This window comes from Amycolatopsis sp. QT-25 (genome assembly GCF_029369745.1).
Taxonomy (GTDB): domain Bacteria; phylum Actinomycetota; class Actinomycetes; order Mycobacteriales; family Pseudonocardiaceae; genus Amycolatopsis.
In genome coordinates, this window is the sequence record NZ_CP120210.1 from 6,155,046 (window position 1) to 6,179,319 (window position 24,274).

The window sequence follows — 24,274 nt, forward strand, 5'->3', positions numbered from 1 at the left end:
TGGAAGTCATTCTATGAATCCGATCCGCCGCAGCGCCGTTTCGGTGTCGGTTTGCCAAGCATGAAAAGACGGCACCGCGCGCAGCCTGTCGAGCTGGATCCGCCTGGCGATGGTGTCCAGATAGTCGTGGACGGACCTGCTTCGGCGCTTTCGCCTCGTGCCGGATCGCAGGGCCTCGGCCAGGGTGCGCTTGGGATTCGTGAGTTTCTCCACCCTCGAAAGCAGATCCACCTCGAAAACGCCGGTCGTCGTGACGTCGACACCCGCGAGCTCGTTGACCAGGGTGACGTCGGCGAGCGCCCAGCTTTCCATCTCCCGGACCGGTACCAACGGTACGAAACAAGGAGCAGCGGCTTTGCCGCTCGTGACCTTGCCCCACTCGTCCATCATCGGAGCCCAGCTTTTCGCAGCTTCTCGATCCGGATTGGCCGTTCCGTCGTAGTGGAAGAAGACCAGGTTCAACCGGGGCGTTTGATCCAGCACCTGCTGGGCGAACGTCCGCCACGTATCGGCTTGACGTTCGAAGACCAGGGGCCTGTCGACGTCGAAACCTTTGCCTGGTCGCTCTCTGCCGATCTCCTCGAGCGCACGGGCGAGCAACTGGCTGAAGAACGTGTCGTCCGTCGCCCCTTCGACGGCGACAACGGTGCGTAGTTGTCGCATCAGCCCTCCAGGAGCCGACGGGCTTCGTCTTCGGTGATCGCCAGAAGCTCCCGCTGCTCGAAGCGGGACATAGGCTCCAGCCCTGACCCAGCCTGGTCCGCGAGCACACGAACCCGCGAAACGCGGCTGGTGGGCTCACCGGGCGAGACACGCGACACCCAATCCATGACCACTATGTCCTCCGGTTCGAGGACCGCCAGCATCAGGGGCGAATGGCTGGTCAAGATCACCTGGGTCAGCGGCTCGCCCGGCCCAGGTTCGGCGGTCAGCTCCTTGAGCACGTGCATGAGCTTTCGCAGACGCTGCGGGAAGATGCCGTTCTCCGGCTCCTCGAAGCAAAGCAATCCGCGGTGTTCTGGGTCGTACAGGGCTGCGAGCAGAGCCAGCACCCGAAGCGTCCCGTCCGAGGCGACCCGTGCACTGACTTTGCCTTCGTCGCCCGTGGTCAGCTCGATCTCCCACTGACCCGCCGCCTTGTTCTCCTTGACCTCGACCCCGCTGAACCCTTGGATTACCTGGGCCAGATCGACCGCGATCTCATCGAGCCCGCTCCCGAACTCGTCACGGGTGGCGCGCTGGATCCGATGCAACACAGCGGCGAGGTTGGCCCCAGTCGGCTCCAGCTGTTCGTCGGACAGGCCGATCCTGCTAGGCATCCGCAGCGCGACGGGGTCGAGCTGCAGGAAACGCCAAGACTCGAGCTCCCTGCGAATGGCCAGCAGATGGGGGAAGTCCGTCGCGGAGGTGATGCTGGACAAGACGGTGGACATGGCTGAATCGGCGCGAATGAGCCTGGGTTCCTCCCCCGCCCGGTACAGGGCGAAGGTAGGCGTCCCGTCTCGGACGAGAGTCTTCAACAGTGGCGAAGGCACCTCACCGGTGCTCATGCCGCCCGAATCGCGCGCCACCTCGGTGTGGCCCGGGCCGAGCGGGTACGCGACCTCCTGGAGCACCATCGGCGAGACGTACTCGTCTTCCTTCGTCAGCACCACACGCAGTTCGTAGCGGACCCGGGTGTGATTGATCTCCGCATGCTCGCCGAAGGAGTCGACAACGGAGGGCTCGAGCGTGAGCTCGACCGCGAAGCTCATCATTCCGAGGAACGTGCCGTCGCCACGTCGGCGAAACTGCTCCAGAAGATCACCACGCTGGTCGTTGAAAACCTCTTTCACTCGCGGTGCTGTAGCGAGGCGGCTCAGGAGCTGGATCGCATCGAACAGGTTGGACTTGCCACTGGCGTTCTGGCCGAGGACGACAAGGAACGGCGGCAAGTCCAACCCGAAGCGATCGAACGACTTGAAGCCGTCGATCTCGATACGTGTCAGCAAGTCAAGCCTTTCCCAGCTCCGGAACCTCGTGCACCAGCGAGCCACCGTTGGCGGCGTCGCGTGCGACCTCGTAGGCGGCGCCGACGCGGTACAGCCGGTCGTCGGCCATCGCGGGGGCCATGATCTGGAGGCCGACCGGCAGGCCGTCCTCATGCGACAGTCCGCTCGGGACGCTCATCGCGGCGTTGCCGGCGAGGTTCGACGGAATGGTGCAGAGGTCCGCCAGGTACATCGCCATCGGGTCGTCGACGCGCTCGCCGATCTTGAACGCGGTGGTCGGCGTGGTCGGCGAGACCAGGACGTCCACCTTTTCGTAGGCGGCTTCGAAGTCGCGCGTGATGAGCGTGCGGACCTTCTGCGCCGAGCCGTAGTAGGCGTCGTAGTAGCCAGAGGACAGCGCGTACGTGCCGAGCATGATGCGGCGTTTGACCTCGGGGCCGAAGCCCTTCTCGCGGGTCAGCGACATGACCTCTTCGGCGCTGTGCGCGCCGTCGTCGGACACGCGCAGGCCGTAGCGCATGGCGTCGAACCGGGCGAGGTTCGACGAGCATTCGCTCGGCGCGATGAGGTAGTACGCGGGCAGCGCGTAGGTGAAGTTCGGGCACGAGACCTCGACGACCTCGGCGCCGAGCGCGCGCAGCTGCTCGACGGCGGCCTCGAACGACCGCAACACGCCCGGCTGGTAACCGTCGCCGGCGAATTCCTTCACCACGCCGACGCGGACGCCCTTGAGATCACCGGTGAGACCCTGGCGGGCCGCGGCGACCACCGGCGGGACCGGCGCGTCGATCGAGGTCGAGTCCATCGGGTCGTATCCGGCGATGACCTCGTGCAGCAGGGCGGCGTCGAGCACCGTCCGCGCGCAGGGGCCGGCCTGATCGAGCGACGACGAGAAGGCGACGAGACCGTAGCGGGAGACACCGCCGTACGTCGGCTTCACGCCGACGGTGCCGGTGACCGCGCCGGGCTGGCGGATCGAACCACCGGTGTCGGTGCCGATCGCGATCGCGGCCTCGAACGCCGCGATCGACGCCGAGGAGCCACCGCCGGAGCCGCCGGGGATACGGGCGTGGTCCCACGGGTTGTGCGTCGGGCCGAACGCGGAGTTCTCCGTGGAGGAACCCATCGCGAACTCGTCCATGTTGGTCTTGCCGAGCACCACGACACCGGCCTCGCGCAGCTTGCGCGTCACGGTGGCGTCGTACGGCGGGATCCAGTTCTCCAGGGTCTTCGAACCGACCGTGGTCGGGATGCCCTTGGTGGTCAGCACGTCCTTGAGCGCCAGCGGGACCCCGGCGAGCGCCGACTTCGGCGCCTTGCCCTCGGCGACGTCGGCGTCCACCGCGCGGGCCGCGTCGAGCGCGCCTTCGGTGTCCACGTGCAGGAAGGCGTGGATGTGGTCGTCGACCTCGGCGATCCGGTCCAGGTGGGCCTGGGCGACCTCGACGGCCGAGACCTCACGGGACCGGATCTTCTCCGCGAGGTCGGCGGCGGTCAGTTTGATGAGTTCGGTCACTGTTCTTCTCCCAGAATCCGCGGCACCCGGAAACGACCCTCTTCGCTGGCGGGCGCACCGGCCAGCGCCTGCTGCTGGGTCAGCCCCGGTCGGACGGTGTCCTCACGGAACACGTTGGTCAGCGGCACGGCGTGCGACGTGGGCGGGACGTCCTCGCCTGCGACCTCGCTCACCTTGGCCACCGAGTCCAGGATCTGGTCGAGCTGGCCTGCGAAGACGTCCAGCTCCTCTTCGGTGACGGCAAGCCTGGCCAGCTTGGCGAGGTGCGCGACCTCGTCGCGGGAAATGTTGGGCACGCGGGTGACTCCCGGGGTGTGCTGTGCGGGTTCTGTCGGAAGCTGCAAGTCTATGGTGGCGGCGTCGGCTTACTCGACTGGGTTATGCCGCGGCCTGCGCTCCCATGTCGGGTGAGGAGTGCCTGGTTCGTTATCCCACGCCCCGGACGTCGGGTCCCATTACCTCGTCCGGTCTGTCACAATCGGCGCCCGGCGTAGCGCGTTCCACGGCGAGGCTGGGACGCCTGAGGCGAGAGGGGCGCGTGTGTCGTTCCTGATCCGGGTCCAATTACCGGACACCCCGGGGACCCTCGGCGCGGTCGCCACCGCGCTCGGCACCGTCGGCGCCGACATCCTGAGCGTGGACGTGGTCGAACGAGGCGGCGGCGTCGCCATCGACGACCTCGTCGTCGAGATCCCCTCGGGCAGGCTGCCGGACGCGCTGATCACCGCCGCCGAAAGCGTCGACGGTGTCGAGGTCGACGCCGTCCGCCCGTACGCCGGGGTGCTCGACACCCATCGCGAACTCGAACTGGTGGAGGAGATCGCCGCGAAGCCCGCTTCGGGGCTGGAGATCCTCGCCGAGGGGGTGCCGCGGATCATCCGGGCGGGCTGGGCCGTCGTCGTCGAGCACGCGGAGTCCGGCGCGGTGCGCCTGGCGTCGTCCAACGCCGCGCCCGAGACGCCGATCACCGACCTGCCCTGGCTGCCGCTGGAACGCGCCACCATCCTCGACGCCGAGGAGGCGTGGGTGCCGGAGACGTGGAAGGAACTGGGGACCGAACTCGCGGCCACGCCGCTGGGGAAGCCCGGGAAGGCGCTGCTGGTCGCGCGGCCCGGCGGGCCGAACTTCCGGGCCGCCGAGGTGGCGCGGTTGGCGCACTTCGCGGGCATCGTCGCCGTCGTGCTGGACAGCTGAGCCGCTCCGGCACCCTCAAGAGTCGAAGATCGCCTCGGCGCGAAGCGCGGGGACGACTTCGGCGATACGCACGTAATCGACGTCCTTGTGGATGAGGACGGCCTTGTGCCGCACCGCCACCGCCGCGATGAGGCAATCCATCGAAGAACGAACCCTGTGCCCGTCCGCCCGGACTGCTCGTGAGATCTCCGCGGCGCCCTTGAAGTCGATCGCGGGATCCACGCCCAGGTTCACGAAACCGGCAAGCGTCCTTTCGAGGCGAGGGAGCGCCTCGGCGTTCGCTCCCGCGAGCAGTTCCATCACGATGGGCTCGGAGGTCACGATCATTTTCGGCTGAGCGGCCAGCTCGACGACCAGATCCCTCGCCCGTGTGGCGCGCTTGCGCAGGAAATCGATCCACACCGAGCTGTCGATCAGGCAGCGTCGTTCAGGAGGCATCGCGCCATTTACGGTCCGCGGGGTCAGCACGCATCTCGTCCAGATCCGCTTCCCAGCCGACACCTTCCAGCGCCAGGATGTCAGCGGTGGTGATCACCGGCGCCGCTTTCCGCAACGCGAAATCCACCGCGTCCTTCTTGGTCTTGAACCCGTAGCGATGCATCACGGCGGCGACCAGCTCGTCGTCGATGTCGATGTTGGTCCGGCTCATACACCAACGATACACCGACAAGGTGTATCAAAGTTCCAGGCCGTAGGCGATCAGGATCACCCCGGGCTGCGGCTCCCAGTCCCGTTCGGGCAGCCGCACGAAGCCGAGCCGCTCGTAGAGCCGGTGTGCCCGCGTCATCGTGACCAGGCTGCACAGCACCACCCTCGCCACGGCCAGTTCCCGCGCTCGCGTGATCACCGCCCTGGTCAGGGCCTCGCCGATGCCGCGGCCGGTCGCCGAGGGCAGCACCCCGAGCATGCGGAACTCCAGTTCGCCCTCACGGGACAGCTCGGCGAACTCGGTGCCCGGCCGGACAATCGTGACCGTGCCGACCGGCGTGCCGTCCCCGTCCACCGCGACCAGGAGTTCGGCCAGCTCCGCGCGGCGGGCGGCGTCGGCGAGTACGGCCGCGTAGCCGACGCCCTCCACGAGGCCATAATCCGCGGCGTACGCGGCCAGGGTGAGCTCGCCGATCGCCCTCAGCTCCTCGGGGCGGGCGGGCCGGATCTGCAGGTCACTCACCGCTTTCCTCCTCGGTCGGCAGCGCGAGTTCGGCGGCGGCCTCAGGACCGCTTTCGAGCAGCACGCGGAAGCCGTTCTCGTCGAGCACCGGCACCTTCAGCTGGACGGCCTTGTCGTACTTCGTGCCCGGCGCGTCGCCGACGACGACGAACGCCGTCTTCTTCGACACCGAACCGGCCGCCTTCCCGCCGCGGGCCATGATGAATTCCTTGGCCTCGTCACGGGAGTAGTCGTTCAGCGATCCGGTGACGACGATCGACAGGCCTTCGAGGTTGCGCGGAATGGACTCGTCGCGTTCCTCCTCCATCCGCACGCCCGCCGCGCGCCACTTCTCGACGATTTCGCAGTGCCAATCGACCTCGAACCACTCCTTCGCCGCACGTGCGATGGTCGGGCCGACGCCGTCGACACTGGAGAGCTCCTCCTCCGAGGCATTCTCGATCCGTTCGAGCGAGCCGAATTCCCGCGCGAGCGCCTGCGCCGCCGTCGGGCCGACGTGCCGGATCGACAGGCCGACGATGACCTTCCACAGTGGACGGTCCTTCACCGTTTCCAGGTTGTCCAGCAGCTTGCGCCCGTTGGCCGACAACTCCCCCGCCTTGGTGCGGAACAGCTCCACCTGGAGCAGCTTCTCCTCGTCCAGCTCGAAGATGTCACCCTCGTCGTGCACGACACCGGCGTCCAGGAGCGCCATCGCGGCCTCGTAGCCGAGCACCTCGATGTCGAACGCGCCGCGCCCGCCCAGATGGAACAGCCGCTCTCGCAACTGCGCCGGGCACGACCGCGAATTCGGGCAACGGATGTCGATGTCGCCCTCCTTCTGGTACGCCAGTCCGGTGTCGCAGTTGGGGCAGCGCAACGGCATGACGAACTCGCGCTCTTCACCGGTGCGCGCGTCGGCGACCGGGCCGAGCACCTCGGGGATGACGTCGCCCGCCTTGCGGATGACGACCTTGTCCCCGATCAGCACGCCTTTGCGCTTGACCTCTTCCTGGTTGTGCAGCGTCGCCATCGACACCGTGGACCCGGCCACCTTCACCGGCTCCATCACCGCGAACGGGGTGACCCGCCCGGTGCGGCCGACGTTGACCTGGATGTCCAGCAGGGTGGTGATCGCCTCTTCCGGCGGGTACTTGTAGGCGATCGCCCAGCGCGGCGCCCGCGAGGTCGTGCCGAGACGGCGCTGCAGCGCGACCTCGTCCACCTTGATGACGACGCCGTCGATCTCGTGCTCGGCGTCGTGCCGGTGCTCACCCCAGTATTCGATGTGCTCCAGCAGTTCCTTGCCCGAACCGAGCACCTTGCCGTACGGCGAGACCGGCAGGCCCCACGCGGCGAGCGCGTCGTACGCCTCGGACTGGCGTTTCGGCTCGAAACCCTCGCGTTTGCCGAGACCGTGGCAGATCAGCCGCAGATTGCGGGACTTCGTGATCTTGGGATCCTTCTGCCGCAACGATCCGGCGGCGGTGTTGCGCGGGTTCGCGTACGGATCCTTGCCCGCCTCGACCATCTTCGCGTTGAGCGCCAGGAAGTCCTCGACGCGGAAGTACACCTCGCCGCGGACCTCCACCAGCGCGGGCACCGGGAACCCGTCCGTCGCCGTCAGCCGCTCCGGCACCTGCTCCAGCGTGCGGACGTTGAGCGTGACGTCCTCGCCGGTGCGGCCGTCGCCCCTGGTCAGCGCCCTGGTGAGCTTGCCGTTCTCGTACAGCAGGTTGATCGCGAGCCCGTCGATCTTCAGCTCGGCGAGGTACTTCGTCGCGCCGATCTCCTTCTGGACCCGCTCGACCCACGTCTCGAAACTCTCGGTGTCGAAGACGTTGTCCAGGCTGAGCATGCGCTCCAAATGGTCGTGCGCGGCGAACTCGGTGGAGAACGTGCCGCCGACGTTCTGTGTCGGCGATTCCGGCGTCACCAGCCCCGGATGCGCGTCTTCGATGGCCTGCAGTTCGTTGAGCAGCTCGTCGAACTGGCCGTCGGACACGATCGGTGAATCCAGCACGTAGTACCGGAACTGGTGGCCGCGGATCTCCTCCGCCAGCTCGCCATGCCGTTCACGGACGTCGGCCGGCACGTCCGTGACGTCCTGCACGGGCTCGAGGTTTTCGGGAAGTTCGCTGCTCACGGGGGTCAGCCTAGCCGGAGGCACCGACATTTCCGGGCTCCGGTGAACCGAGCCTGTCGACCACCTCGCGTAGTTCCAGCAGGGTCAGCTGCCCGTCCTGGGCCCCGGTCGCCAGCTCGACCTTGCCCAGTCGTTCGGCCGCGACCCGCTCACCCAGCGTGGCGTCCAGCGGGAGGAAGGTCATGGTCGTCCGGGTCTCCGGTGCGAGCTCGCCGATCAGCGGATGGAACACGGTCACGTCCACCCGTCCGGCTGATTCGTCCACCTTCGCGGTCACCCGTACGTCGGCGAGCGCGATGCGGGTCTCGCCCAGGTTGACGGTGACCTCACTCGGATCGGGGACCGGCGGCACGGAGTCGTGGTACTCCCAGATGGCGTCCTCCGGCGGCGCCGCGGCCTTCCACGCGTCGGTGTACGGGCGCAGTTCCGGATCCTCCTGGCCGGTCAGCACCAGCGAGTAGATCGCCCGGTGCCCGCGGTCGAGGGAGAAGTGCAGCCGGGGGTGCAACGCCTCGACGATGGTGCAGAGGTCGTGCTCCACCCGATGCGGTTCTCGGTCGCCGAGGGCGGCGCTGACCTCGGGCAGGAGCGCGAACCACGCCTCCCAGAACGTCGCCGCCGCGGCGGCCGCGTCCTCGGGGACCGGCTGCTCCGGCCAGGCGGTGCGGGGGTCGGGGACGTCCTCGGCCTTACGAGGTCGGCGGAACAAACGCATGGGAGGCACGCTACCGCGCCGTTCACCAGCCTTCAGGCGGTTCGGTGAAAGCCTTGCCGGCCTCCCGGCTGAGCGTGAGCGCGCGGCGCATCCAGTCGGGGGTGGCGCCCGCGAGGCCGCACGCCGGGGTCGGCACGACCCGTTCGGCGAGGATCTCCCGGCGGAAGCCCAGCCGGTCGACGAGGTGGAACACGGGCGTGACCACGTCACGCAGTTCCACCGGCACGCCGGGGTCGGTCGTGGGGACGAGGCCGAGCATCAGCGTCGTCCCGGAGTCCAGCGTCTCGCCGATCTCGTCGAGCTGCGCGGGCGAAGCGCCTTTCAGCAGGGTGAAATCGAAGGCGATCGCCCGCGCCCCGGCCGCGCGCAGCAACGAGATCGGGGGCTTTTCGGCGCAGCAGTGCACCGCGACCGGCTGCCCGGTGACACGCTCCGCCCCGGAGATCACCGTCGACAGCAGTTCCCGTGCCTCCGGCGCGGGCACGGCGGGAACGGTGCCGTAGCCGGACGCCGTCGGCAGCTCACCGGCGAGGATCTGGGGCAGCGACGGTTCGTCGAATTGGATCACCACCGGCGCGCCGATGCGCGACTTCAGTTCCGCGACGTGCCCGGCCAGTCCGCCGAGCAGCGAGGCGGCGAAATCGCGCAGCGCGCCCTTGTCGGTGAGGATCCGGTGCCCGCGCGGGAGTTCGACGTTCGCGGCGAGCGTCCACGGTCCGGCGACCTGGATCTTGAAGGCGGGCGGCGCGGCGCCCGCCTTCTCCCTCGCCTCCTGGACGGCGTCGAGGTCCCAGTTCATCAGGTCGACGGCCCGGCGGTGGTCGTGTCCCGGACGCGCGGCGACCCGGTACCCGCTCGGCACCACCTCGACGGCGAGGTCCACGAGCAGCGCCGCCGTCCGGCCGATCAGGTCGGCTCCGACGCCGCGGGCGGGAAGTTCGGGCATACAGGGGAATTCGGGCAGTTCGCCGAACACGATCGAAGCGGCCTCGACCGGGTCGGTACCGGGCAGGGAACCGATCGCGGTGGCCGCGCCGAGAGGCCAAGGTCGTTCGTTCACACCCGGATTCTCCCCTTGGTCCGACCTGAGAGAACGGCGGGGCGGGGAAGGACACGGACATTCGACGCAATTGCCGTCGGCGAACCCGTGACGGCGTCGAGCGGATTACGCTGACCTGCCATGACGAGCTCTCCACAGCCCGCCGGCTGGTACCCCGACCAGCAGAACCCCCGGATGCACCGGTGGTGGGACGGGCAGGCCTGGACCGCGGACACGCGGCCTTCGCACGACGCCGAGATGATCGAGCTGGACATCGAAGGCGCGCACGACCCCGCGAAAGTCCGGGCACAGGCGGCGAGGGGGACCCAAGGCCGGAGCGGCGGGGTCACCGGCGGCGGCACCCTGTTCTCCGAACCCGTGCTGGTGGTCGACCAGCGTGCGAAGCTCGTCGAGATGTCGAACGAGTTCGGGATCTCCGACCAGCACGGCAACCGCCTCGGCGGGGTCGTCCAGGTCGGTCAAAGCACGTTGAAGAAGGCCATCCGGCTGCTCACGAACTACGACCAGTTCCTCACCCACCGTTTCGAGATCCGCGACGCGAACCACAGCACCGTGCTGAAGGTGACGCGGCCGGCGAAGGTCTTCAAATCCCGGTTCCTGGTGACGAAGGCCGACGACTCCCCGATCGGCGAGATCGTGCAGGAGAACGTCTTCGGCAAGATCCGGCTGGGGTTCGTGGTCGACGGGCAGAGGATCGGCGGCATCTTCGCCGAGAACTGGCGGGCGTGGAACTTCGCGATCAAGGACGACTCCGACGTCGAGATCGCGCGGATCACCAAGACCTGGGGCGGTTTCGTGAAGGCCGCCTTCACCACGGCCGACAACTACGTCGTCGAGATCCACCGGCCGCTGCGGGATCCGCTGGCCTCGATGGTGGTCGCCTCGGCGCTGACCATCGACACCGCGCTGAAACAGGACGAGGGCTGACCGGCACCCCGCAATCAGTCATCCGGTTGCGGTAAGTGCACGCGCAACGACCGCAACCGGATGACCGATTGCGGGCTGGCGAGTGACCGGGGTCTCACCCGCACAAAGTGGACACTCGGCTTCCGGCGGCTCAAGGTGGAGAGGACTGGGGCGGCACGCCGGAGTGCGTCCGGGACGGAGGTCACCATGGAGCCGTCGCCCGAAGACGGCGAGCGGGACTGGGCCGAGCCGGGTGTCTACACGGTCTCGCCGGGGGTCCACCGGATCCCGTTGCCCCTGCCGCAGGACGCGCTGCGCGCGGTCAACGTCTACGTCGTCACCGACGGCACCCGTCTGGTCCTCGTCGACTCGGGCTGGGCACTGGCGTCGGCCCGCGAGCGGCTTTCGCGCGGGTTGAAGGCGCTCGGCGCCGACCTGGGCGACATCGACGAATTCCTGATCACGCACGTGCATCGCGATCACTACACCCTCGCCGTGGAACTGCGCCGCGAGTTCGGCGGCACGCTCGCGCTCGGCAAGCTGGAAGAGCCGTCGCTGACGCGCTCCGGCGATCCCGACCGGTTCCCGATGGAGGCGCAGGTCGGCCTGCTCGAACGCTGTGGCGCGGGTCCCGTCGTCGAGGAACTCGCCAAGGCCTTCGGCGGTGTCCGGCACACCGAGGCGCAACTGTGGGAGCAGCCGGACGAATGGCTCACCGCCGGCAGACGCGCGATCGTGCCCGGACGCGAGTTCGACGTCGTGCACACGCCCGGCCACACGGCGGGACACGTGGTCTTCGTCGACGACGAGGCGGGCCTGGTGTTCTCCGGCGACCACGTGCTGCCGCACATCACGCCGTCCATCGGGTTCCAGCCGGTGCCCGCCGCCCTGCCGCTGCGCGACTACCTCGACTCCCTGCGCCTGGTGCGCGGGATGCCCGACCGGCGCCTGCTTCCCGCGCACGGTCCCGTCACCGGCAGCGTTCACGCGCGCGTCGACGCGCTGCTGGAGCACCACCGCGACCGGCTCGAGGTCATGGGCGCCGAGATCACCGCGGACGTCACGACGGCGTACGAGGTCGCCCTGCGACTGGGCTGGACGCGCAAGCAGCGCAAACTGCCCGACATGGACCCGTTCAACCGGATGCTCGCCGTCCTCGAGACCGGTTCGCATCTGGATCTGTTGGTGGCGCAAGGGAAACTGACCGCGACCGAGACCGGCGGGGTGCGACACTACGCCTCATGATCATCCGTCAAGCACGCCGGGAAGACGTCGCGGCGATCGTCGGGATGCTCGCCGACGACCAGATCGGCAGCACCCGCGATTCCGCCGACGACCTCACGCCGTATCTGAAGTCCTTCGAGGAGATCGACGCCGATCCGGCGCATCTGCTGATCGTCGCCGACGACGGCGGAGAAGCCGTCGGCACGCTCCAGTTGTCGATCATTCCGGGCCTGGCCAGGAAAGGCGCGCTGCGCGGGCAGATCGAGGCCGTCCGCGTGCGGGCGAGCCATCGCGGCTCCGGCCTCGGGGCCGAGCTGATGAGGTGGGCCATCGACGAATCGCGACGACGGGGCTGCGCCCTCGTGCAACTGACGTCGGACGTGAAACGCGAAGACGCGCACCGGTTCTACGAGCGCCTCGGTTTCGAGGCCACACACACCGGCTTCAAGCTCAAGTTCTGATCCCCTCCGCCGCAATTCGGCACCTGGTTGCGATAGTTGCACGCGCAAGGATCGCGACCAGGTGCCGAATTGCGGGAGTCAGCGGGTTCCGGAGATCTTCGCGCTGCCGAGCACGAGGTCGCCTTCGGTCGCGTCGGTGCGGTACAGCACGACGACCTGTCCCGGCGCGACGCCGCGCAGCGGCTCGCGAAGCTGGATGGTCACCTCGTCGCCCGACACCTCGGCGACGGCCTCGACGATCCCGCCGTGCGCGCGCACCTGCACGACACATTCTGTCGGGCCGTCCAGCGGCCGCTCACTCGGCCAGATCGGACGGTCCGCCTCGATCACGTGCACGCCGAGGTCCCGCGCGGAACCGACCTTCACGGTGCCCGAAACCGGCTCCAGCGAAAGCACGTAACGCGGCCGCCCGTCCGGCGCCGGTGCCTCGATGCCGAGCCCCTTGCGCTGGCCGACGGTGAACCCGTGCACGCCGGTGTGCTCACCGAGCACGGCGCCGGTCTCGGCGTCGACGAGCCGGCCGGGACGCTGACCGAGCCGCTTCTCCAGGAAGCTCTTCGTGTCACCGTCCGGGATGAAGCAGATGTCGTGACTGTCCGGCTTCTTCGCCACCGAAAGGCCACGGCTCGCGGCCTCGGCGCGCACGTCGGTCTTCCAGGAATCGCCCAGCGGGAACAGCGAATGCCGCAGCTGCTCCGGGGTCAGCGAAGCCAGCACGTAGGACTGGTCCTTGCCGGAATCGACGCTGCGCCGCAGCTCCGGCACACCGTCCACAAGGGACAGACGGGCGTAGTGCCCGGTGGCGACCGCGTCGAACCCGAGGGCCATCGCCTTGTCCAGCAACGCTTCGAACTTGATCTTCTCGTTGCAGGTGACGCACGGGTTCGGTGTCCGGCCCGCGGCGTACTCGCCGACGAAGGTCTCGATGACCTCTTCGGTGAACCGCTCGGCGAAGTCCCAGATGTAGAAGGGGATGCCGAGGATGTCCGCGGCGCGGCGCGCGTCACCCGAATCCTCGATCGTGCAGCAGCCCCGTGATCCGGTGCGCAGCGTGCCGGGCTTCGCCGACAGCGCCAGATGCACGCCGACGACCTCGTGCCCGGCGTCCACGGCGCGCGCGGCGGCCACCGCCGAATCCACTCCCCCGCTCATCGCGGCCAGTACGCGCATCTTCCTCACACCTCTTGCTTCTGCGTCTGCTTGCGCATTCCGGCGAGTCCCGCCTGCCTCGCCCTGTCGACGACGCCCGCGATCTCCCTCGAAACCGCTTCAACGTCTTCCGGCGCCGAGGTATGCCCGAACGAGAACCGCAGCGAACCGCGCGCGGCCGCGGGCTCGGCGCCCATGGCCAGCAGCACGTGGCTCGGCTGCGCGACCCCCGCCGTGCACGCCGAACCGGTGGAACATTCGATGCCCTTGGCGTCCAAGAGCATCAACAGGCTGTCCCCCGCGCAACCGGGGAAGGTGAAATGGGCGTGCGTGGGCAGGCGCTCGCCCTCGCCGCCGTTGAGCACCGCGTCCGGCACCTCGCGCCGGACGGCCTCGATCAGGTCGTCTCGCAGTTCGGCGACCCGTTTGGCGTACTCTTCGCGGCCTTCGATCGTGGCCTTCACCGCCGTCGCGAACGCGATCACCGCGGGGACGTCGAGGGTGCCCGACCGCACGGCGCGTTCCTGGCCGCCGCCGTGCAGGACCGGCACGCACGCGGTGTCGCGGCCGAGCAGCAGCGCGCCGACGCCGTACGGGCCGCCCAGCTTGTGCGCGGTGAGGGTCAGCGCGGCCGCGCCGCTCTCGGCGAAGCCGACCGGCACCGCGCCGACGGCCTGGACGGCGTCGGTATGCAGCGGGATCTCGTGTTCGGCGCAGACGGCGGCGAGCCTGGCGATCGGGTTGACCGTGCCGACCTCGTTGTTCGCCCACATCACGGTGGCCAGCGCGACCGTCTCGGGGTGGTCGCCGATCGCGGTGCGCAGCGATTCCGGGGTCACCCGGCCCGCCTGGTCGACCTCGACCCAGACGATCTCGGCGTCCGCGTGCTGCTCCAGCCACTCGACGGACTCGAGGACGGCATGGTGCTCGACGGTGCTGCACAGCACCCTCGTCCGCTTCGGATCTTCGCCGTTGCGGGCCCAGAAGATGCCCTTGACCGCGAGGTTGTCGCTCTCCGTGCCACCGGCGGTGAAGATCACCTCGGACGGCCGGGCGCCCAGCGCCTCCGCGATCACTTCGCGGGCTTCTTCGACCCGGCGGCGGGCCCGGCGTCCCGAGGAATGCAGCGCGGAGGCGTTGCCCACTGTGGACAGCGCCTCGGACATCGCCGCTACGGCTTCGGGCAACATCGGGGTGGTCGCCGCGTGGTCGAGATAGGTCATCGCACCGTTCAGGGTAGCTCGCTCCGGGGCGTGACCAAGCCCACCCTGCTCAGCGGGTGGCGCCGCTCATATCGGCGGGCCACCGGCCGGTCACCCGCACCCCGAGCACCGCGATGCCGGTCAGCACGACCGAAAGCACCACGATCGCCACCGAAGGTTCCTTCGCCGATGCCAAGGAAGCGAGCAGAACCCCGCCCAAACCGATGGTCAGAGCCGATCCGACCCAGTCGCCGAGTTGCAGTGCCGAGGTGTTGACCCCGCGTTCGGCCTCTGGCGAGTAGCGGAGCAGCAGCACCGAGATCGCGGGCATCGCGATCCCCATCCCGGCGCCGCCGACCGCCGACGCCACGAACGCCATCCAGCCGGGGAAGGCGGGCAACGGGACGAAGACGAAGATCGCCAAACCGGCCGCGACCAGCGCGAACCCGGTCCGCAGGGACGCTTCGCGCGACCAGTCGAGCATGCGGCCCTGCAGCATCGAGCCCGCCGACCAGCCCAGCGCGGTCACCGTGAGCGGCAGCCCGGCCAGCGCGGGGCTGTAGCCGTGGACCTCGCTCATCGTGAGCGGCAGATACGCCTCCATCCCGGCGTACGCGCCCGCGATCAGCGCACGCGAGGCGATCACTGTCGGCAACCCCGGCCGCGACGTCAGTGTCCCGGCGGGCAGGAGTTTGCGGAGCGCGTACGCGAGGGCGAAGAGACCGGCGCCGCCGTAGGCCAGCGCCGGGAGGGACGGGTGTTGCGCCGCCCAGGTGAGCGCGGCGACACCGAGCGCGGCGACCACCGCGGGCACGACCCCGGCCCGGACGGCGGAGTCACCCGTTACGTGGGCGGGCAGCTTGCGCGTGACGACGACCAGCAGGGCGAGCCCGATCCCGGTGAGCGGGATCAGCCCCAGGAACACCCAGCGCCAGCCGAGGCTCACGGTCACCACTCCCGCGATCGAAGGACCGATCACCGCGGGCAGCACCCACGCGGCGGCGTTGGCGGCGTAGATCACCGGGCGTTCGCGGTCGCTGAAGGTGAGCGCGATCAGCAGCGACACCGAGACCAGCAGGAGACCGGAACCGAAGCCCTGCAATCCCCTGCCGAGCAGAAGCAGCGGCATGTCGTGCGCGAGCCCCGCGACCAGCAGTCCGGCGGCGAACAGCGCGGTGCCGGCGAGCAGCGCGGGCGCCGGGCCCTTGCGGTCGCCGAGGCGTCCGGAAAGGACGGTCGCGACCACGCTGGCGACCAAGAACGTGGTGAAGGGCCAGGCGTACAACGCGAGGCCGTCGAGATCGGCCACCATCGTCGGCATCGCGGTGGCGACGCCCATGCTTTCGAACGCGATGAGGGTGACCATGAGCAGCAGCCCGATGGTGGTCACGCGGTGCTCAGGTGTCCAGAGCACCCCCTTCGATTCGGCCTTGTCCCCAGTGATCGGCATACCGGCGAGTCTGCAACCTCCAGTTCGGTGGAAGTCAAGCGCTGACGGACTCCAAGCGCAGCTCCCGCGCCGGCACGGCGGCTTCGCCGCGCGAGGTGACTTCCCGCTTCCCGAGGGTCTTCCGCACGTGGGATTTCACCGTGTGCCCGGTCAGCGCCGGCTCTTCGGCGATCTGCCGGTTCCGCTTCCGCGCGCGATCCCGGCGGGGACTTCGAGTTCCTGCGGGTTCAGCCGGTCGTGCGAGCCCACCGGCGGGTGCAATGAAGGAGCCGTTCCTTGCAAATTTTGCAAGGAAAGGCTCCTTCATTGCACGCGAGGGTCGCCACACGGGCCACCTCGGCCACACCGGGCCCTGGGCGAGTGTCAGGGGCATACGCGCTACGGAGAGACCGTCGCGGAAGTCTCGGAAGTCTCGGAAGTCTCGGAAGCCAGAGGCACCGAAGGAACGACCTGAGCCAGAACCGGGGCCGCCACGCGACGCCGCCGCTGCACCGGGATCTGCACCCGGCCGAGCGCCGCCTGCACCGCGGATTCCGCCAGCGAGGCCAACTCCCGCCGGTCCGAAGCGCGACCCGGCGCGATCTCCGGGCACACGTGTACCTCCAGCACCAGACCGCGCATGGCCGCGACCCGCCGCAGGGAAGCGATGAGCGACTCCGGTCCGATGAAGGCGGGCTGGGTCGTCTCCCGTCCGTCGGCGAGCCGGAAGCGCAGCGCGAGCGGCCGCACCGGGACCCCGCCGTCGATCGCGGCCTGGAAGGTCGCCGGCCGGAACCGGCCCGAACCCAGACCGCACCAGGTGGTGCCCTCCGGCGTCACGCTGACGAGTGATCCGCCGCGCAGCGCGCCGGCGAGTTCGGCCATCGTCGCGGGCAGGCTGCGCAGGTTCTCCCGGTCGAGGAAGATGCTGCCGCCGCGGCGCACCAGCAGGCCGAGCACCGGCCAGGCGCCCACCTCCTTCTTGGCGAGCGCCCGCATCGGCTGGACGGCGTTGACCGCGATGATGTCCAGCCACGAGATGTGGTTGTTCACCACGAGCGCGCCGCGGCCGGGCACGGCGCGGAAACGCTCGTCGCCGAGCACTCGCAGCTTCACCCCGAACGAGCGGAGGATCCCCACGAAAAGCAGGCGCACCACCCTTTCTCGCGCCATGCCGCGCAGCACGAGCACCAGCGGCGCCGACAGGAAAGCGCCGAAGATGACGCCGATCGCCGCGGTGAACCGCAGGACGCGTCGCGGGAACGCCACCGTCGGTGCCCCGTCGCTCAGGCAGCCGTCACCGCACGGCGACTTCGGCATCCAGGCGTGAGTCATCACTGCACTCCCAGGAAGAACTTGAGGTAGCGCTCGTCGACGTTGTGCAGATCCAGCAGCACGAAGAAGTCCGCGACACCGAAGTCCGTGTCGAGCGCGGGCGGACCGTAGATCTTCGCGCCCAGGCGCGTGTAGCCCTTGATCAGCGGCGGGAGGATCGCGCGGGCCGGCCGCTCCAGCCCCTCGGTCCGCCAAGGGTTCAGCGGTGTCACGCGCTGGGATTCGTCCGCGTAGTGCTTGGCGCGCAGGACATCCCAGACGCCCGCCGCGTAGACCCCGCCGTCGGTCAGCGGTACGGAGGCGCAGCCCGCGAGGTACCGGTGACCGGCCAGCAGCATGTAGCGCCCGATCCCCGCCCAGACGAGGCTCACCACGGCGCCGCTGCGGTGGTCGGGGTGCACGCACGAGCGGCCCGTCTCGACCAGCGAAGGGCGCAGCGAATCGAGCGCGGTGAGATCGAATTCGCTGTCGGAGTAGAGCTTTCCCGCCCGCGTCGCCCGATCGGGCGGCAGCATCCGGTACGTGCCCACGATGTCGCCGGTGTTGTCGTCCCGCACCACGAGGTGATCGCAGAACTCGTCGAAGTAGTCGACGTCGAGGCCGGGTTCGAGCGAATTGAGCGTCGCGCCCATCTCCTCGGCGAACACCTGATAGCGAAGGCGTTGGGCGGCAACGACTTCTTCGTTCCCGTTGGCCACGAGGAGGGAGTAACGCGGCGCGTCGGCCGGAAGTCCGACACCTGCCTGGTCAGTACTGACGAGGAGCTGTGACGTCGTCATGACCCAGGTCTACTCCCCGGGAGGTACCAACGACGATGCGCCCGATGGCCGATTAGTGCACGTTCCGTTAATTGCGGGTTCTCAGGCTTCTCTCAGGATGAAAGATCACTTCCAGGTAACAGAAAAGGGGCCGCCCGGGAAAGAAATCCCGGACGGCCCCTCCGCGAAACGAGGGGCTCAGCCCTTGCGCTTCCGGACCTCTTCGGTCAGCTGCGGCGCGACGCTGAACAGGTCGCCCACCACACCGAAGTCGGCGATCTCGAAGATCGGCGCCTCGGCGTCCTTGTTGACCGCGATGATGGTCTTCGAGGTCTGCATACCGGCGCGGTGCTGGATCGCACCGGAGATGCCCAGCGCGATGTACAGCTGCGGCGAAACCGTCTTACCGGTCTGGCCGACCTGGAACTGTGCCGGGTAGTAGCCCGAGTCGACGGCGGCGCGCGAAGCACCGACGGCGGCACCGAGGGAGTCGGCGAGCGACTCGACGACGTCGAACTTGTCGGCCGAGCCGACACCGCGGCCACCGGAGACGACGACCGAGGCCTCGGTCAGCTCCGGCCGGTCGCCGCCGACGATCGGCTCGATGCCGGTGACCTTGGCGGACTTCGCCGGGTCACCCGCGGGGACCTCGACGGTCTCCTCGGCGGCCGCGCCTTCGGCCGGGGCGGCCTCGACGGCGCCGGGGCGGACCGAGATGACCGGGACACCCTTGGTGGACTTGGACTTCACGGAGAACGCGCCACCGAAGATGGACTGGTCGACGCTGCCGTCACCGTTCACGCCGACGGCGTCGTACAGCAGACCGGAGCCGAGGCGGACCGCGACCCGGGCGGACACCTCCTTGCCCTCGGCGCTGGCCGCGACGAGCACGGCGGCCGGGGAGGTCCGCTCCGCGAGCGCGGTGAGGACGTCCACCTTCGGGGTGACCAGGAAGCCGGTGGCGTTGTCCCCCTCGGCGACGTACACCTTGGCGGCACCGTGCGCGGCGAGGGCTTCCTTCGCCTTGGCGGCGGTGCCGGTGGGGCCGACGACGACCGCGGACGGCTCACCCAGTTCACGAGCGGCGGTCAGCAGCTCGAGCGTGACCTTCTTGACTTCACCGTCGACGTGGTCGACGAGGACGAGTACTTCAGCCATTTCCCTATTCCTCCTCGAAACCTGTCTCAGATGAGCTTCTGCGCGACCAGGTAGGCGGCCACCTTGCCGCCGCCGTCACCCTCGTCCTCGACGCGCTCACCGGCGGTGCGCGGCGGCTTCGGGGAGGCTTCGAGCACGGACGACCAGGCGTTGCCGAGACCGACCTCGTCCGCGTCGACGCCGAGGTCCGCGACGGTCAGCGTCTCGACCGGCTTCTTCTTCGCGGCCATGATGCCCTTGAAGGAGGGGTAGCGCGGCTCGTTGATCTTCTCGCCGACGCTCACCACCGCGGGCAGGTTCGCCTCGAGGTGCGTGACACCGTCCTCGGTGTAGCGGTCGGCCTTGATCGAGGAACCGTCCACGGTCAGCTCGTTCACGTGGGTCAGCTGCGGCAGGCCCAGCAGCTCGGCGAGGATCGCCGGCACGGCACCACCGCGGCCGTCGGAGGCCTCGTTACCGGTGATGACCAGGTCGAAACCGTCGACCTTCGAGATCGCGGCGGCGAGCACCTTGGCGGTGGCGATCGCGTCGGAGCCGTGCAGGGCCTCGTCGGAGACGTGGATGGCCTTGTCGGCGCCCATGGACAGCGCCTTGCGGATCGCGTCGGTCGCGCGGTCGGGACCCACCGAGACGACGGTGACCTCGCCCTCGCCCGCTTCCTTGATCTTCAGGGCTTCTTCGACGGCCTTCTCGTTGATCTCGTCGAGCACGGCGTCGGCGGATTCGCGGTCAAGAGTGTTGTCGGCACCGGAGAGCTTCCGCTCCGAGTAGGTGTCCGGTACCTGCTTGACCAGGACAACGATGTTCGTCATGGGTCTACTTCGACCTCCCGTTGGTGGCCGGCGTCGGCCACGGGGCAACAGCTCTACTGGCCGGTAGATTAGGGCCATTTCTGCGCCACGGCCCGCCGAGGTGACCTCATTCACCTGGATGCGCGTTTTAATGAGACGATCGTCCAGGTAGTTCACCCAGAAGTGAGTGTAACCGGCCGACTAACCCGAACGGCCGTATTCCGGGGTACTCCCGGGGCGTCCGGCGGGCTAATCTGCCCCACCATGCGTTCCATGCCCGGCCCCGTCGCCGTGATCACGGACTCGACCGCCTGCCTCCCCGTCCAGGTCGCCGCACGCTGGGGAATCGGCGTCGTTCAGGTCCGACTCCAGGTCGGAGAGCAGTACGACGAAGAGAACCGCTACGACCGCGAGGAGATCCTCGGCCACCTGCGGGCCGGCACCCCGGTGCAGACGGCGCCGCCGGAGGTCGCCGCGTTCTTCTGGGCGTTCCAGGACGCCGCGAGCAAGGGCGCCTCGGCGATCGTCAGCATCCACCTCTCGGGCCGGATGTCGGAGACGGTGAACGCCGCCCGCGAGGCCGCCCAGCAGGTGAGCGTCCCGGTCCACGTCCTCGACAGCGGGACCACCGGGATGAGCCTCGGCTTCGCGGCGACTTCGGCGGCCAAGGTCGCCGCCGCCGGCGGGCAGGCCACCCGGGTCATCGACGCGGCGGAACGCCGGTTCCGCGGCAGCAGGGAGATCCTCTACGTCGACACGCTGGAGTTCCTGCGGCGTGGCGGCCGGATCGGCGCCGCGCGGGCGTTCCTCGGTTCGGCGTTCTCGATCAAACCCCTGCTGACGCTGAAGAACGGCGAAGTCGCGCCGCTGACCCGGGTGCCGGGCCGGCGGCGCGCGCTCGACAAACTCGTCGACCTCGCGGTGGAGTGCGCGGGTGACCGGGACGTCGAGGTGGCCATCACCCGGTTCGGTCCCGACGAACGCGACCTCGAGATCGGCGGGCGGCTGCGGGCGCGGCTGCCGCAGATGGTCGGCAGCACCCTGGCCGACGCCAGCATGATCCTCGGCGCCCACCTCGGTCCCGGCGCCATCGGCATCACGGTGTCGCCGGTGTAGCCCGCGATTCGTCACCTGCTTGCGAGAGCCCTCCCCCGCAAGCAGGTGACGAGTTGCGGAGGGGAGGAAGGTGACCGGCCGGTAGGGTCGCGGCGTGACCACCCCAGCCACCAGGGCCGAAGCGCTGCACCTCACCGGTGAACGCACCGTGCCGGGCATCGCCGAGGAGAATTACTGGTTCCGCCGCCATGAAGCGGCGTATGCCCATCTCCTGCCGCTGTGCCAGGGCAAGACCGTCTTGGAGGCAGGCTGTGGCGAGGGTTACGGCGCCGGGCTGATCGCCACCGTCGCCGAGCGGGTGCTCGCGCTCGACTACGACGTCCCCACCACCGAGCACGTCGCCCGCCGCTACCCCGGCATCGGCGTGGCCAGGGCGAATCTGGTGTTCCTGCCGCTGCGAGACGCCTCGGTCGACGTCGTCGCGAACTTCCAGGTGATCGAGCACCTCTGGGACCAAGGCGCCTTCCTCGCCGAATGCCACCGCGTGCTCTCCCCCGGGGGGCGGCTGATCGTCACCACGCCCAACCGCCTGACCTTCACCCCGGACAGCGACACTCCACTCAACCCGTTCCACACCAGGGAACTCGCACCGTCCGAATTGGACGAACTGCTGCGTGACGCCGGTTTCGAGGTCGAGACGCTGCACGGTCTCCACCACGGCGAGGGCGTCGAGAAGCTCGACGCCAAGTACGGCGGCTCGATCGTCGACGCCCAGCTCGACGTCGTCATGGGGCAGCTCCCGGGGCAGGCGACCTGGCCCGCGGAACTGCTCGCCGACGTCGCGGCCATCCAGGCGGCGGATTTCGCGATCCACGGTGACGATCTCGACGCCGGCCTCGACCTCGTGGCCGTGGCGGTGCGCCCATGAGCGAGTACGAGGGCACCTTCTGCCTCGTCGTGCACAGCCATCTGCCGTGGCTGCCGCACCACGGTTCGTGGCCGGTCGGCGAAGAATGGCTCTACCAGGCGTGGGCGCATTCCTATCTGCCGATGGTCGACCTCCTGCGCCGCTTCGCCGACGAGGGTCGCGAAGACGTCCTCACGCTCGGCATGACACCGATCCTCGCCGCCCAGCTCGACGACCCGTACTGCATCGACGCCTTCCACGACTGGCTCGGGCACTGGCAGCTGCGCGCCTGGCACGCCTCCACCCTCTGGCGCGGCGACCCACTGCTGCGCGACCTCGCCGCGAACGAGTACCGGACCGCCATCAAAGCCTCGGAAGAACTCGAAACCCGGTGGCGACATGGTTTCTCCCCGGTTCTCAGGTCCCTTGTGGACAACGGGACGATCGAACTGCTCGGCGGCCCGCTGGCGCATCCGTTCCAGCCGTTGCTCGACCCGGCGGTCCGCGACTTCATGCTGCGCGGCGGCCTCGCCGACACCGCACGACGGATCGGGCGGCGTCCCGAAGGCATTTGGGCACCTGAATGCGGTTACGAGCCGGGCATGGAAGCCGGGTACGCCGCCGCGGGGGTTCAGCGCTTCCTGGTCGACGGGCCGTCCCTGCACGGTGACACGTCGGCGGCGCGGACCGTCGGCGATTCCGACGTCGTCTGCTTCGGCCGCGACCTCGAAGTCACCTACCGCGTCTGGTCGCCGAAGGCCGGCTACCCCGGCCACGCGGCCTATCGCGACTTCCACACGTGGGCGCACGAAGTCGGCCTCAAACCGTCGCGGGTGACCGGCAAGAGCGTCGAACCGCCGGACAAGGCGCCGTACGACCCGGCGATGGCGGCGGCCACCCTCGGCGGCCACGTCCAGGACTTCGTCGACACCGTCGTCGCCCGGTTGCGTTCGCTCAAGGCCGAGCACGGCCGCGAATCACTCGTCGTCGCCGCGTACGACACGGAACTGTTCGGGCACTGGTGGCACGAGGGCCCGGCGTGGCTCGAAGGCGTCCTGCGCGCGCTGCCCGAGGCGGGTGTCCGCGTCACCACGCTCAAGGGCGCGCTCGAAGCCGGGCAACTCGGCGGGAAGGTCGACCTCCCGGCGTCGTCGTGGGGGTCGGGCAAGGACTGGCGGGTCTGGGATGGCGAGCAGGTCGCCGACATGGTGCGGGACAACACCGCGCTCCAGCACCGGATGTTCGACCTGGTCACCGGGATGGACACGACGACGCGCGACGCCGTCCGCGATCAGGCCGTCGCCGAAGCGATGCTGGCGCTTTCGAGCGACTGGGCGTTCATGGTCACCAAGGATTCCGCCGCCGACTACGCGCGGCGGCGGGCGAAAGTGCACACCGGACGGTTCGACACGCTCGCCGGACTGCTTCGAGAGGGAGCGCTCGACCGCGCGCGGGCGACCGCGGCCGCGTTCCGGCGCGACGACGGGCCCTTCGGCCACGTCGACGCGCGTGACCTGCTGAGGAAATGACGAAAGGGGCGACCATGGGCATTCACGACATTCCGCTGAAGACGCTCGCGGGCGAGGACACCACGCTCGGCGCGCTCGACGGCAAGACGCTGCTGGTGGTGAACGTGGCGTCGAAGTGCGGGCTGACGCCGCAGTACACCGGACTGGAGAAGCTGCAGGAACGCTACGCGGACAAGGGTTTCTCCGTCGTCGGCTTCCCGTGCAACCAGTTCGCCGGACAGGAGCCGGGCACCGCCGAAGAGATCCAGGCCTTCTGCTCGACGACCTACGGCGTGTCGTTCCCGCTGTTCGAAAAGCTCGACGTCAACGGGGAAACCCGCCATCCGCTCTACGTCGAACTGACCAAGGCGGCCGACGCGGACGGCTCCGCCGGCGACGTGCAGTGGAACTTCGAAAAGTTCCTCGTCGCCCCGTCCGGTGAGGTGGTGGGCCGATTCCGCCCGCGCACCGAACCCGGAGACGACGCGATCATCAAGGCGATCGAGGCCGCGGTCGGCTGAACCGCGCTTTCCCGGCAGCGGGCGCCGCCTGTGATCTCGGGCACAAGGATCACTTCGTCGAGGTCCGGGGTCCTCTGAAGCATTCACCTGGAGGGGT

Annotated in this window: 25 protein-coding genes; 8 read left to right on the forward strand and 17 right to left on the reverse strand. The window is 69.1% G+C overall.

What is annotated here, in order from left to right; translation table 11 throughout:
- Positions 1–6 precede the first annotated feature (6 nt).
- The 4 genes from P3102_RS28600 to gatC are packed head-to-tail and all read right to left on the reverse strand — an operon-like array spanning position 7 to position 3,803.
- Positions 7–663: a DUF4276 family protein gene (locus tag P3102_RS28600; RefSeq protein WP_276363249.1), complete on the reverse strand. Its 657-nt coding sequence runs from the start codon at positions 661–663 to the stop codon at positions 7–9.
- Entirely contained in the window at positions 663–1,991 is a 1,329-nt protein-coding gene (locus tag P3102_RS28605) for an AAA family ATPase (RefSeq protein ID WP_276363251.1), read from the reverse strand. Before P3102_RS28605 ends, P3102_RS28600 begins: the two co-directional genes overlap by 1 nt.
- 1 nt (position 1,992) lies before the next feature.
- Positions 1,993–3,507: an Asp-tRNA(Asn)/Glu-tRNA(Gln) amidotransferase subunit GatA gene (gene gatA, locus P3102_RS28610; protein WP_276363253.1), complete on the reverse strand. Its 1,515-nt coding sequence runs from the start codon at positions 3,505–3,507 to the stop codon at positions 1,993–1,995.
- Positions 3,504–3,803, reverse strand: a complete 300-nt coding sequence (gene gatC / locus P3102_RS28615; protein ID WP_005162012.1) for an Asp-tRNA(Asn)/Glu-tRNA(Gln) amidotransferase subunit GatC — start codon at positions 3,801–3,803, stop codon at positions 3,504–3,506. The genes gatA and gatC overlap by 4 nt, the downstream gene beginning before the upstream one ends.
- Positions 3,804–4,047: 244 nt before the next feature.
- Here gatC and P3102_RS28620 point away from each other — a divergent pair, with 244 nt between their 5' ends.
- Positions 4,048–4,701 (forward strand): ACT domain-containing protein, encoded by a 654-nt coding sequence (locus P3102_RS28620; RefSeq protein WP_007031618.1) that lies wholly within the window; start codon positions 4,048–4,050, stop codon positions 4,699–4,701.
- Positions 4,702–4,716: 15 nt separating this feature from the next.
- Here P3102_RS28620 and P3102_RS28625 read toward each other — a convergent pair whose 3' ends face one another.
- The 6 genes from P3102_RS28625 to P3102_RS28650 are packed head-to-tail and all read right to left on the reverse strand — an operon-like array spanning position 4,717 to position 9,772.
- Entirely contained in the window at positions 4,717–5,169 is a 453-nt protein-coding gene (locus tag P3102_RS28625) for a PIN domain nuclease (RefSeq protein ID WP_276363263.1), read from the reverse strand.
- Entirely contained in the window at positions 5,129–5,350 is a 222-nt protein-coding gene (locus P3102_RS28630; RefSeq protein ID WP_276363265.1) for a type II toxin-antitoxin system VapB family antitoxin, read from the reverse strand. Before P3102_RS28630 ends, P3102_RS28625 begins: the two co-directional genes overlap by 41 nt.
- Before the next feature lie 27 nt (positions 5,351–5,377).
- Positions 5,378–5,872, reverse strand: a complete 495-nt coding sequence (locus tag P3102_RS28635) for a GNAT family N-acetyltransferase (RefSeq protein ID WP_276363267.1) — start codon at positions 5,870–5,872, stop codon at positions 5,378–5,380.
- Positions 5,865–7,997 (reverse strand): NAD-dependent DNA ligase LigA, encoded by a 2,133-nt coding sequence (gene ligA / locus P3102_RS28640; protein ID WP_276363269.1) that lies wholly within the window; start codon positions 7,995–7,997, stop codon positions 5,865–5,867. Before ligA ends, P3102_RS28635 begins: the two co-directional genes overlap by 8 nt.
- A gap of 10 nt (positions 7,998–8,007) precedes the next feature.
- Entirely contained in the window at positions 8,008–8,712 is a 705-nt protein-coding gene (locus P3102_RS28645; RefSeq protein ID WP_276363270.1) for a hypothetical protein, read from the reverse strand.
- A gap of 22 nt (positions 8,713–8,734) precedes the next feature.
- Entirely contained in the window at positions 8,735–9,772 is a 1,038-nt protein-coding gene (locus P3102_RS28650) for a methionine synthase (RefSeq protein ID WP_276363272.1), read from the reverse strand.
- 120 nt (positions 9,773–9,892) lie between these two features.
- Between P3102_RS28650 and P3102_RS28655 the strand changes: the two genes are divergently transcribed.
- The 3 genes from P3102_RS28655 (at position 9,893) to P3102_RS28665 (ending at position 12,363) form a co-directional block, all read left to right on the forward strand.
- Positions 9,893–10,699 carry a phospholipid scramblase-related protein gene (locus tag P3102_RS28655; RefSeq protein ID WP_276363274.1) on the forward strand — a complete coding sequence of 269 codons (807 nt, stop codon included), beginning with the start codon at positions 9,893–9,895 and terminating at the stop codon, positions 10,697–10,699.
- A gap of 186 nt (positions 10,700–10,885) precedes the next feature.
- On the forward strand, positions 10,886–11,923 hold the full coding sequence (locus P3102_RS28660; protein WP_276363276.1) for an MBL fold metallo-hydrolase: 1,038 nt from the start codon (positions 10,886–10,888) through the stop codon (positions 11,921–11,923).
- Complete coding sequence (locus P3102_RS28665; protein WP_276363278.1) at positions 11,920–12,363, forward strand: GNAT family N-acetyltransferase; 444 nt, start codon at positions 11,920–11,922, stop codon at positions 12,361–12,363. Before P3102_RS28660 ends, P3102_RS28665 begins: the two co-directional genes overlap by 4 nt.
- A 78-nt stretch (positions 12,364–12,441) precedes the next feature.
- Here P3102_RS28665 and mnmA read toward each other — a convergent pair whose 3' ends face one another.
- The 7 genes from mnmA to P3102_RS28700 all read right to left on the reverse strand — a co-directional run bounded on the left by mnmA (position 12,442) and on the right by P3102_RS28700 (position 20,206).
- Positions 12,442–13,533, reverse strand: a complete 1,092-nt coding sequence (gene mnmA, locus P3102_RS28670) for a tRNA 2-thiouridine(34) synthase MnmA (RefSeq protein ID WP_276363279.1) — start codon at positions 13,531–13,533, stop codon at positions 12,442–12,444.
- Between the two features lie 5 nt (positions 13,534–13,538).
- The gene (locus P3102_RS28675; RefSeq protein ID WP_276363281.1) at positions 13,539–14,735 is read right to left on the reverse strand and encodes a cysteine desulfurase family protein; all 1,197 of its coding nucleotides are present in this window, start codon (positions 14,733–14,735) and stop codon (positions 13,539–13,541) included.
- A 49-nt stretch (positions 14,736–14,784) separates the two neighbouring features.
- The gene (locus tag P3102_RS28680; RefSeq protein WP_276363283.1) at positions 14,785–16,164 is read right to left on the reverse strand and encodes an MFS transporter; all 1,380 of its coding nucleotides are present in this window, start codon (positions 16,162–16,164) and stop codon (positions 14,785–14,787) included.
- A 378-nt stretch (positions 16,165–16,542) separates the two neighbouring features.
- Positions 16,543–17,478: a lysophospholipid acyltransferase family protein gene (locus tag P3102_RS28685; RefSeq protein WP_276363284.1), complete on the reverse strand. Its 936-nt coding sequence runs from the start codon at positions 17,476–17,478 to the stop codon at positions 16,543–16,545.
- On the reverse strand, positions 17,478–18,257 hold the full coding sequence (locus P3102_RS28690; protein WP_276363286.1) for a GNAT family N-acyltransferase: 780 nt from the start codon (positions 18,255–18,257) through the stop codon (positions 17,478–17,480). The genes P3102_RS28685 and P3102_RS28690 overlap by 1 nt, the downstream gene beginning before the upstream one ends.
- 177 nt (positions 18,258–18,434) lie before the next feature.
- Positions 18,435–19,394 carry an electron transfer flavoprotein subunit alpha/FixB family protein gene (locus P3102_RS28695; RefSeq protein ID WP_276363288.1) on the reverse strand — a complete coding sequence of 320 codons (960 nt, stop codon included), beginning with the start codon at positions 19,392–19,394 and terminating at the stop codon, positions 18,435–18,437.
- A 26-nt stretch (positions 19,395–19,420) separates the two neighbouring features.
- On the reverse strand, positions 19,421–20,206 hold the full coding sequence (locus P3102_RS28700; protein WP_276363290.1) for an electron transfer flavoprotein subunit beta/FixA family protein: 786 nt from the start codon (positions 20,204–20,206) through the stop codon (positions 19,421–19,423).
- A 243-nt stretch (positions 20,207–20,449) separates the two neighbouring features.
- On the opposite strand from P3102_RS28700, the gene P3102_RS28705 reads away from it, so the two are divergent.
- The 4 genes from P3102_RS28705 (at position 20,450) to P3102_RS28720 (ending at position 24,177) form a co-directional block, all read left to right on the forward strand.
- Positions 20,450–21,301 (forward strand): DegV family protein, encoded by an 852-nt coding sequence (locus P3102_RS28705; protein WP_276363292.1) that lies wholly within the window; start codon positions 20,450–20,452, stop codon positions 21,299–21,301.
- 94 nt (positions 21,302–21,395) lie between these two features.
- Entirely contained in the window at positions 21,396–22,169 is a 774-nt protein-coding gene (locus P3102_RS28710) for a class I SAM-dependent methyltransferase (RefSeq protein ID WP_276363294.1), read from the forward strand.
- Complete coding sequence (locus P3102_RS28715) at positions 22,166–23,677, forward strand: glycoside hydrolase family 57 protein (protein ID WP_276363295.1); 1,512 nt, start codon at positions 22,166–22,168, stop codon at positions 23,675–23,677. The genes P3102_RS28710 and P3102_RS28715 overlap by 4 nt, the downstream gene beginning before the upstream one ends.
- A gap of 14 nt (positions 23,678–23,691) precedes the next feature.
- A complete protein-coding gene (locus P3102_RS28720) occupies positions 23,692–24,177 on the forward strand; it encodes a glutathione peroxidase (RefSeq protein WP_276363297.1) in 486 nt (161 codons plus the stop codon).
- Positions 24,178–24,274 lie beyond the last annotated feature (97 nt).

Excerpts from the sequence above, each read along its gene's own strand:
- P3102_RS28655 (WP_276363274.1), top strand. The coding sequence starts at position 9,893 with ATGACGAGCTCTCCACAGCCCGCCGGCTGGTACCCCGACCAGCAGAAC.
- P3102_RS28600 (WP_276363249.1), bottom strand. The coding sequence starts at position 663 with ATGCGACAACTACGCACCGTTGTCGCCGTCGAAGGGGCGACGGACGAC.
- mnmA (WP_276363279.1), bottom strand. The coding sequence starts at position 13,533 with ATGCGCGTACTGGCCGCGATGAGCGGGGGAGTGGATTCGGCGGTGGCC.
- P3102_RS28680 (WP_276363283.1), bottom strand. The coding sequence starts at position 16,164 with ATGCCGATCACTGGGGACAAGGCCGAATCGAAGGGGGTGCTCTGGACA.
- P3102_RS28690 (WP_276363286.1), bottom strand. The coding sequence starts at position 18,257 with ATGACGACGTCACAGCTCCTCGTCAGTACTGACCAGGCAGGTGTCGGA.
- P3102_RS28705 (WP_276363292.1), top strand. The coding sequence starts at position 20,450 with ATGCGTTCCATGCCCGGCCCCGTCGCCGTGATCACGGACTCGACCGCC.
- P3102_RS28685 (WP_276363284.1), bottom strand. The coding sequence starts at position 17,478 with ATGACTCACGCCTGGATGCCGAAGTCGCCGTGCGGTGACGGCTGCCTG.
- P3102_RS28675 (WP_276363281.1), bottom strand. The coding sequence starts at position 14,735 with ATGACCTATCTCGACCACGCGGCGACCACCCCGATGTTGCCCGAAGCC.
- P3102_RS28715 (WP_276363295.1), top strand. The coding sequence starts at position 22,166 with ATGAGCGAGTACGAGGGCACCTTCTGCCTCGTCGTGCACAGCCATCTG.
- P3102_RS28665 (WP_276363278.1), top strand. The coding sequence starts at position 11,920 with ATGATCATCCGTCAAGCACGCCGGGAAGACGTCGCGGCGATCGTCGGG.
- P3102_RS28660 (WP_276363276.1), top strand. The coding sequence starts at position 10,886 with ATGGAGCCGTCGCCCGAAGACGGCGAGCGGGACTGGGCCGAGCCGGGT.
- P3102_RS28630 (WP_276363265.1), bottom strand. The coding sequence starts at position 5,350 with ATGAGCCGGACCAACATCGACATCGACGACGAGCTGGTCGCCGCCGTG.
- P3102_RS28700 (WP_276363290.1), bottom strand. The coding sequence starts at position 20,206 with ATGACGAACATCGTTGTCCTGGTCAAGCAGGTACCGGACACCTACTCG.
- P3102_RS28695 (WP_276363288.1), bottom strand. The coding sequence starts at position 19,394 with ATGGCTGAAGTACTCGTCCTCGTCGACCACGTCGACGGTGAAGTCAAG.
- P3102_RS28645 (WP_276363270.1), bottom strand. The coding sequence starts at position 8,712 with ATGCGTTTGTTCCGCCGACCTCGTAAGGCCGAGGACGTCCCCGACCCC.
- P3102_RS28720 (WP_276363297.1), top strand. The coding sequence starts at position 23,692 with ATGGGCATTCACGACATTCCGCTGAAGACGCTCGCGGGCGAGGACACC.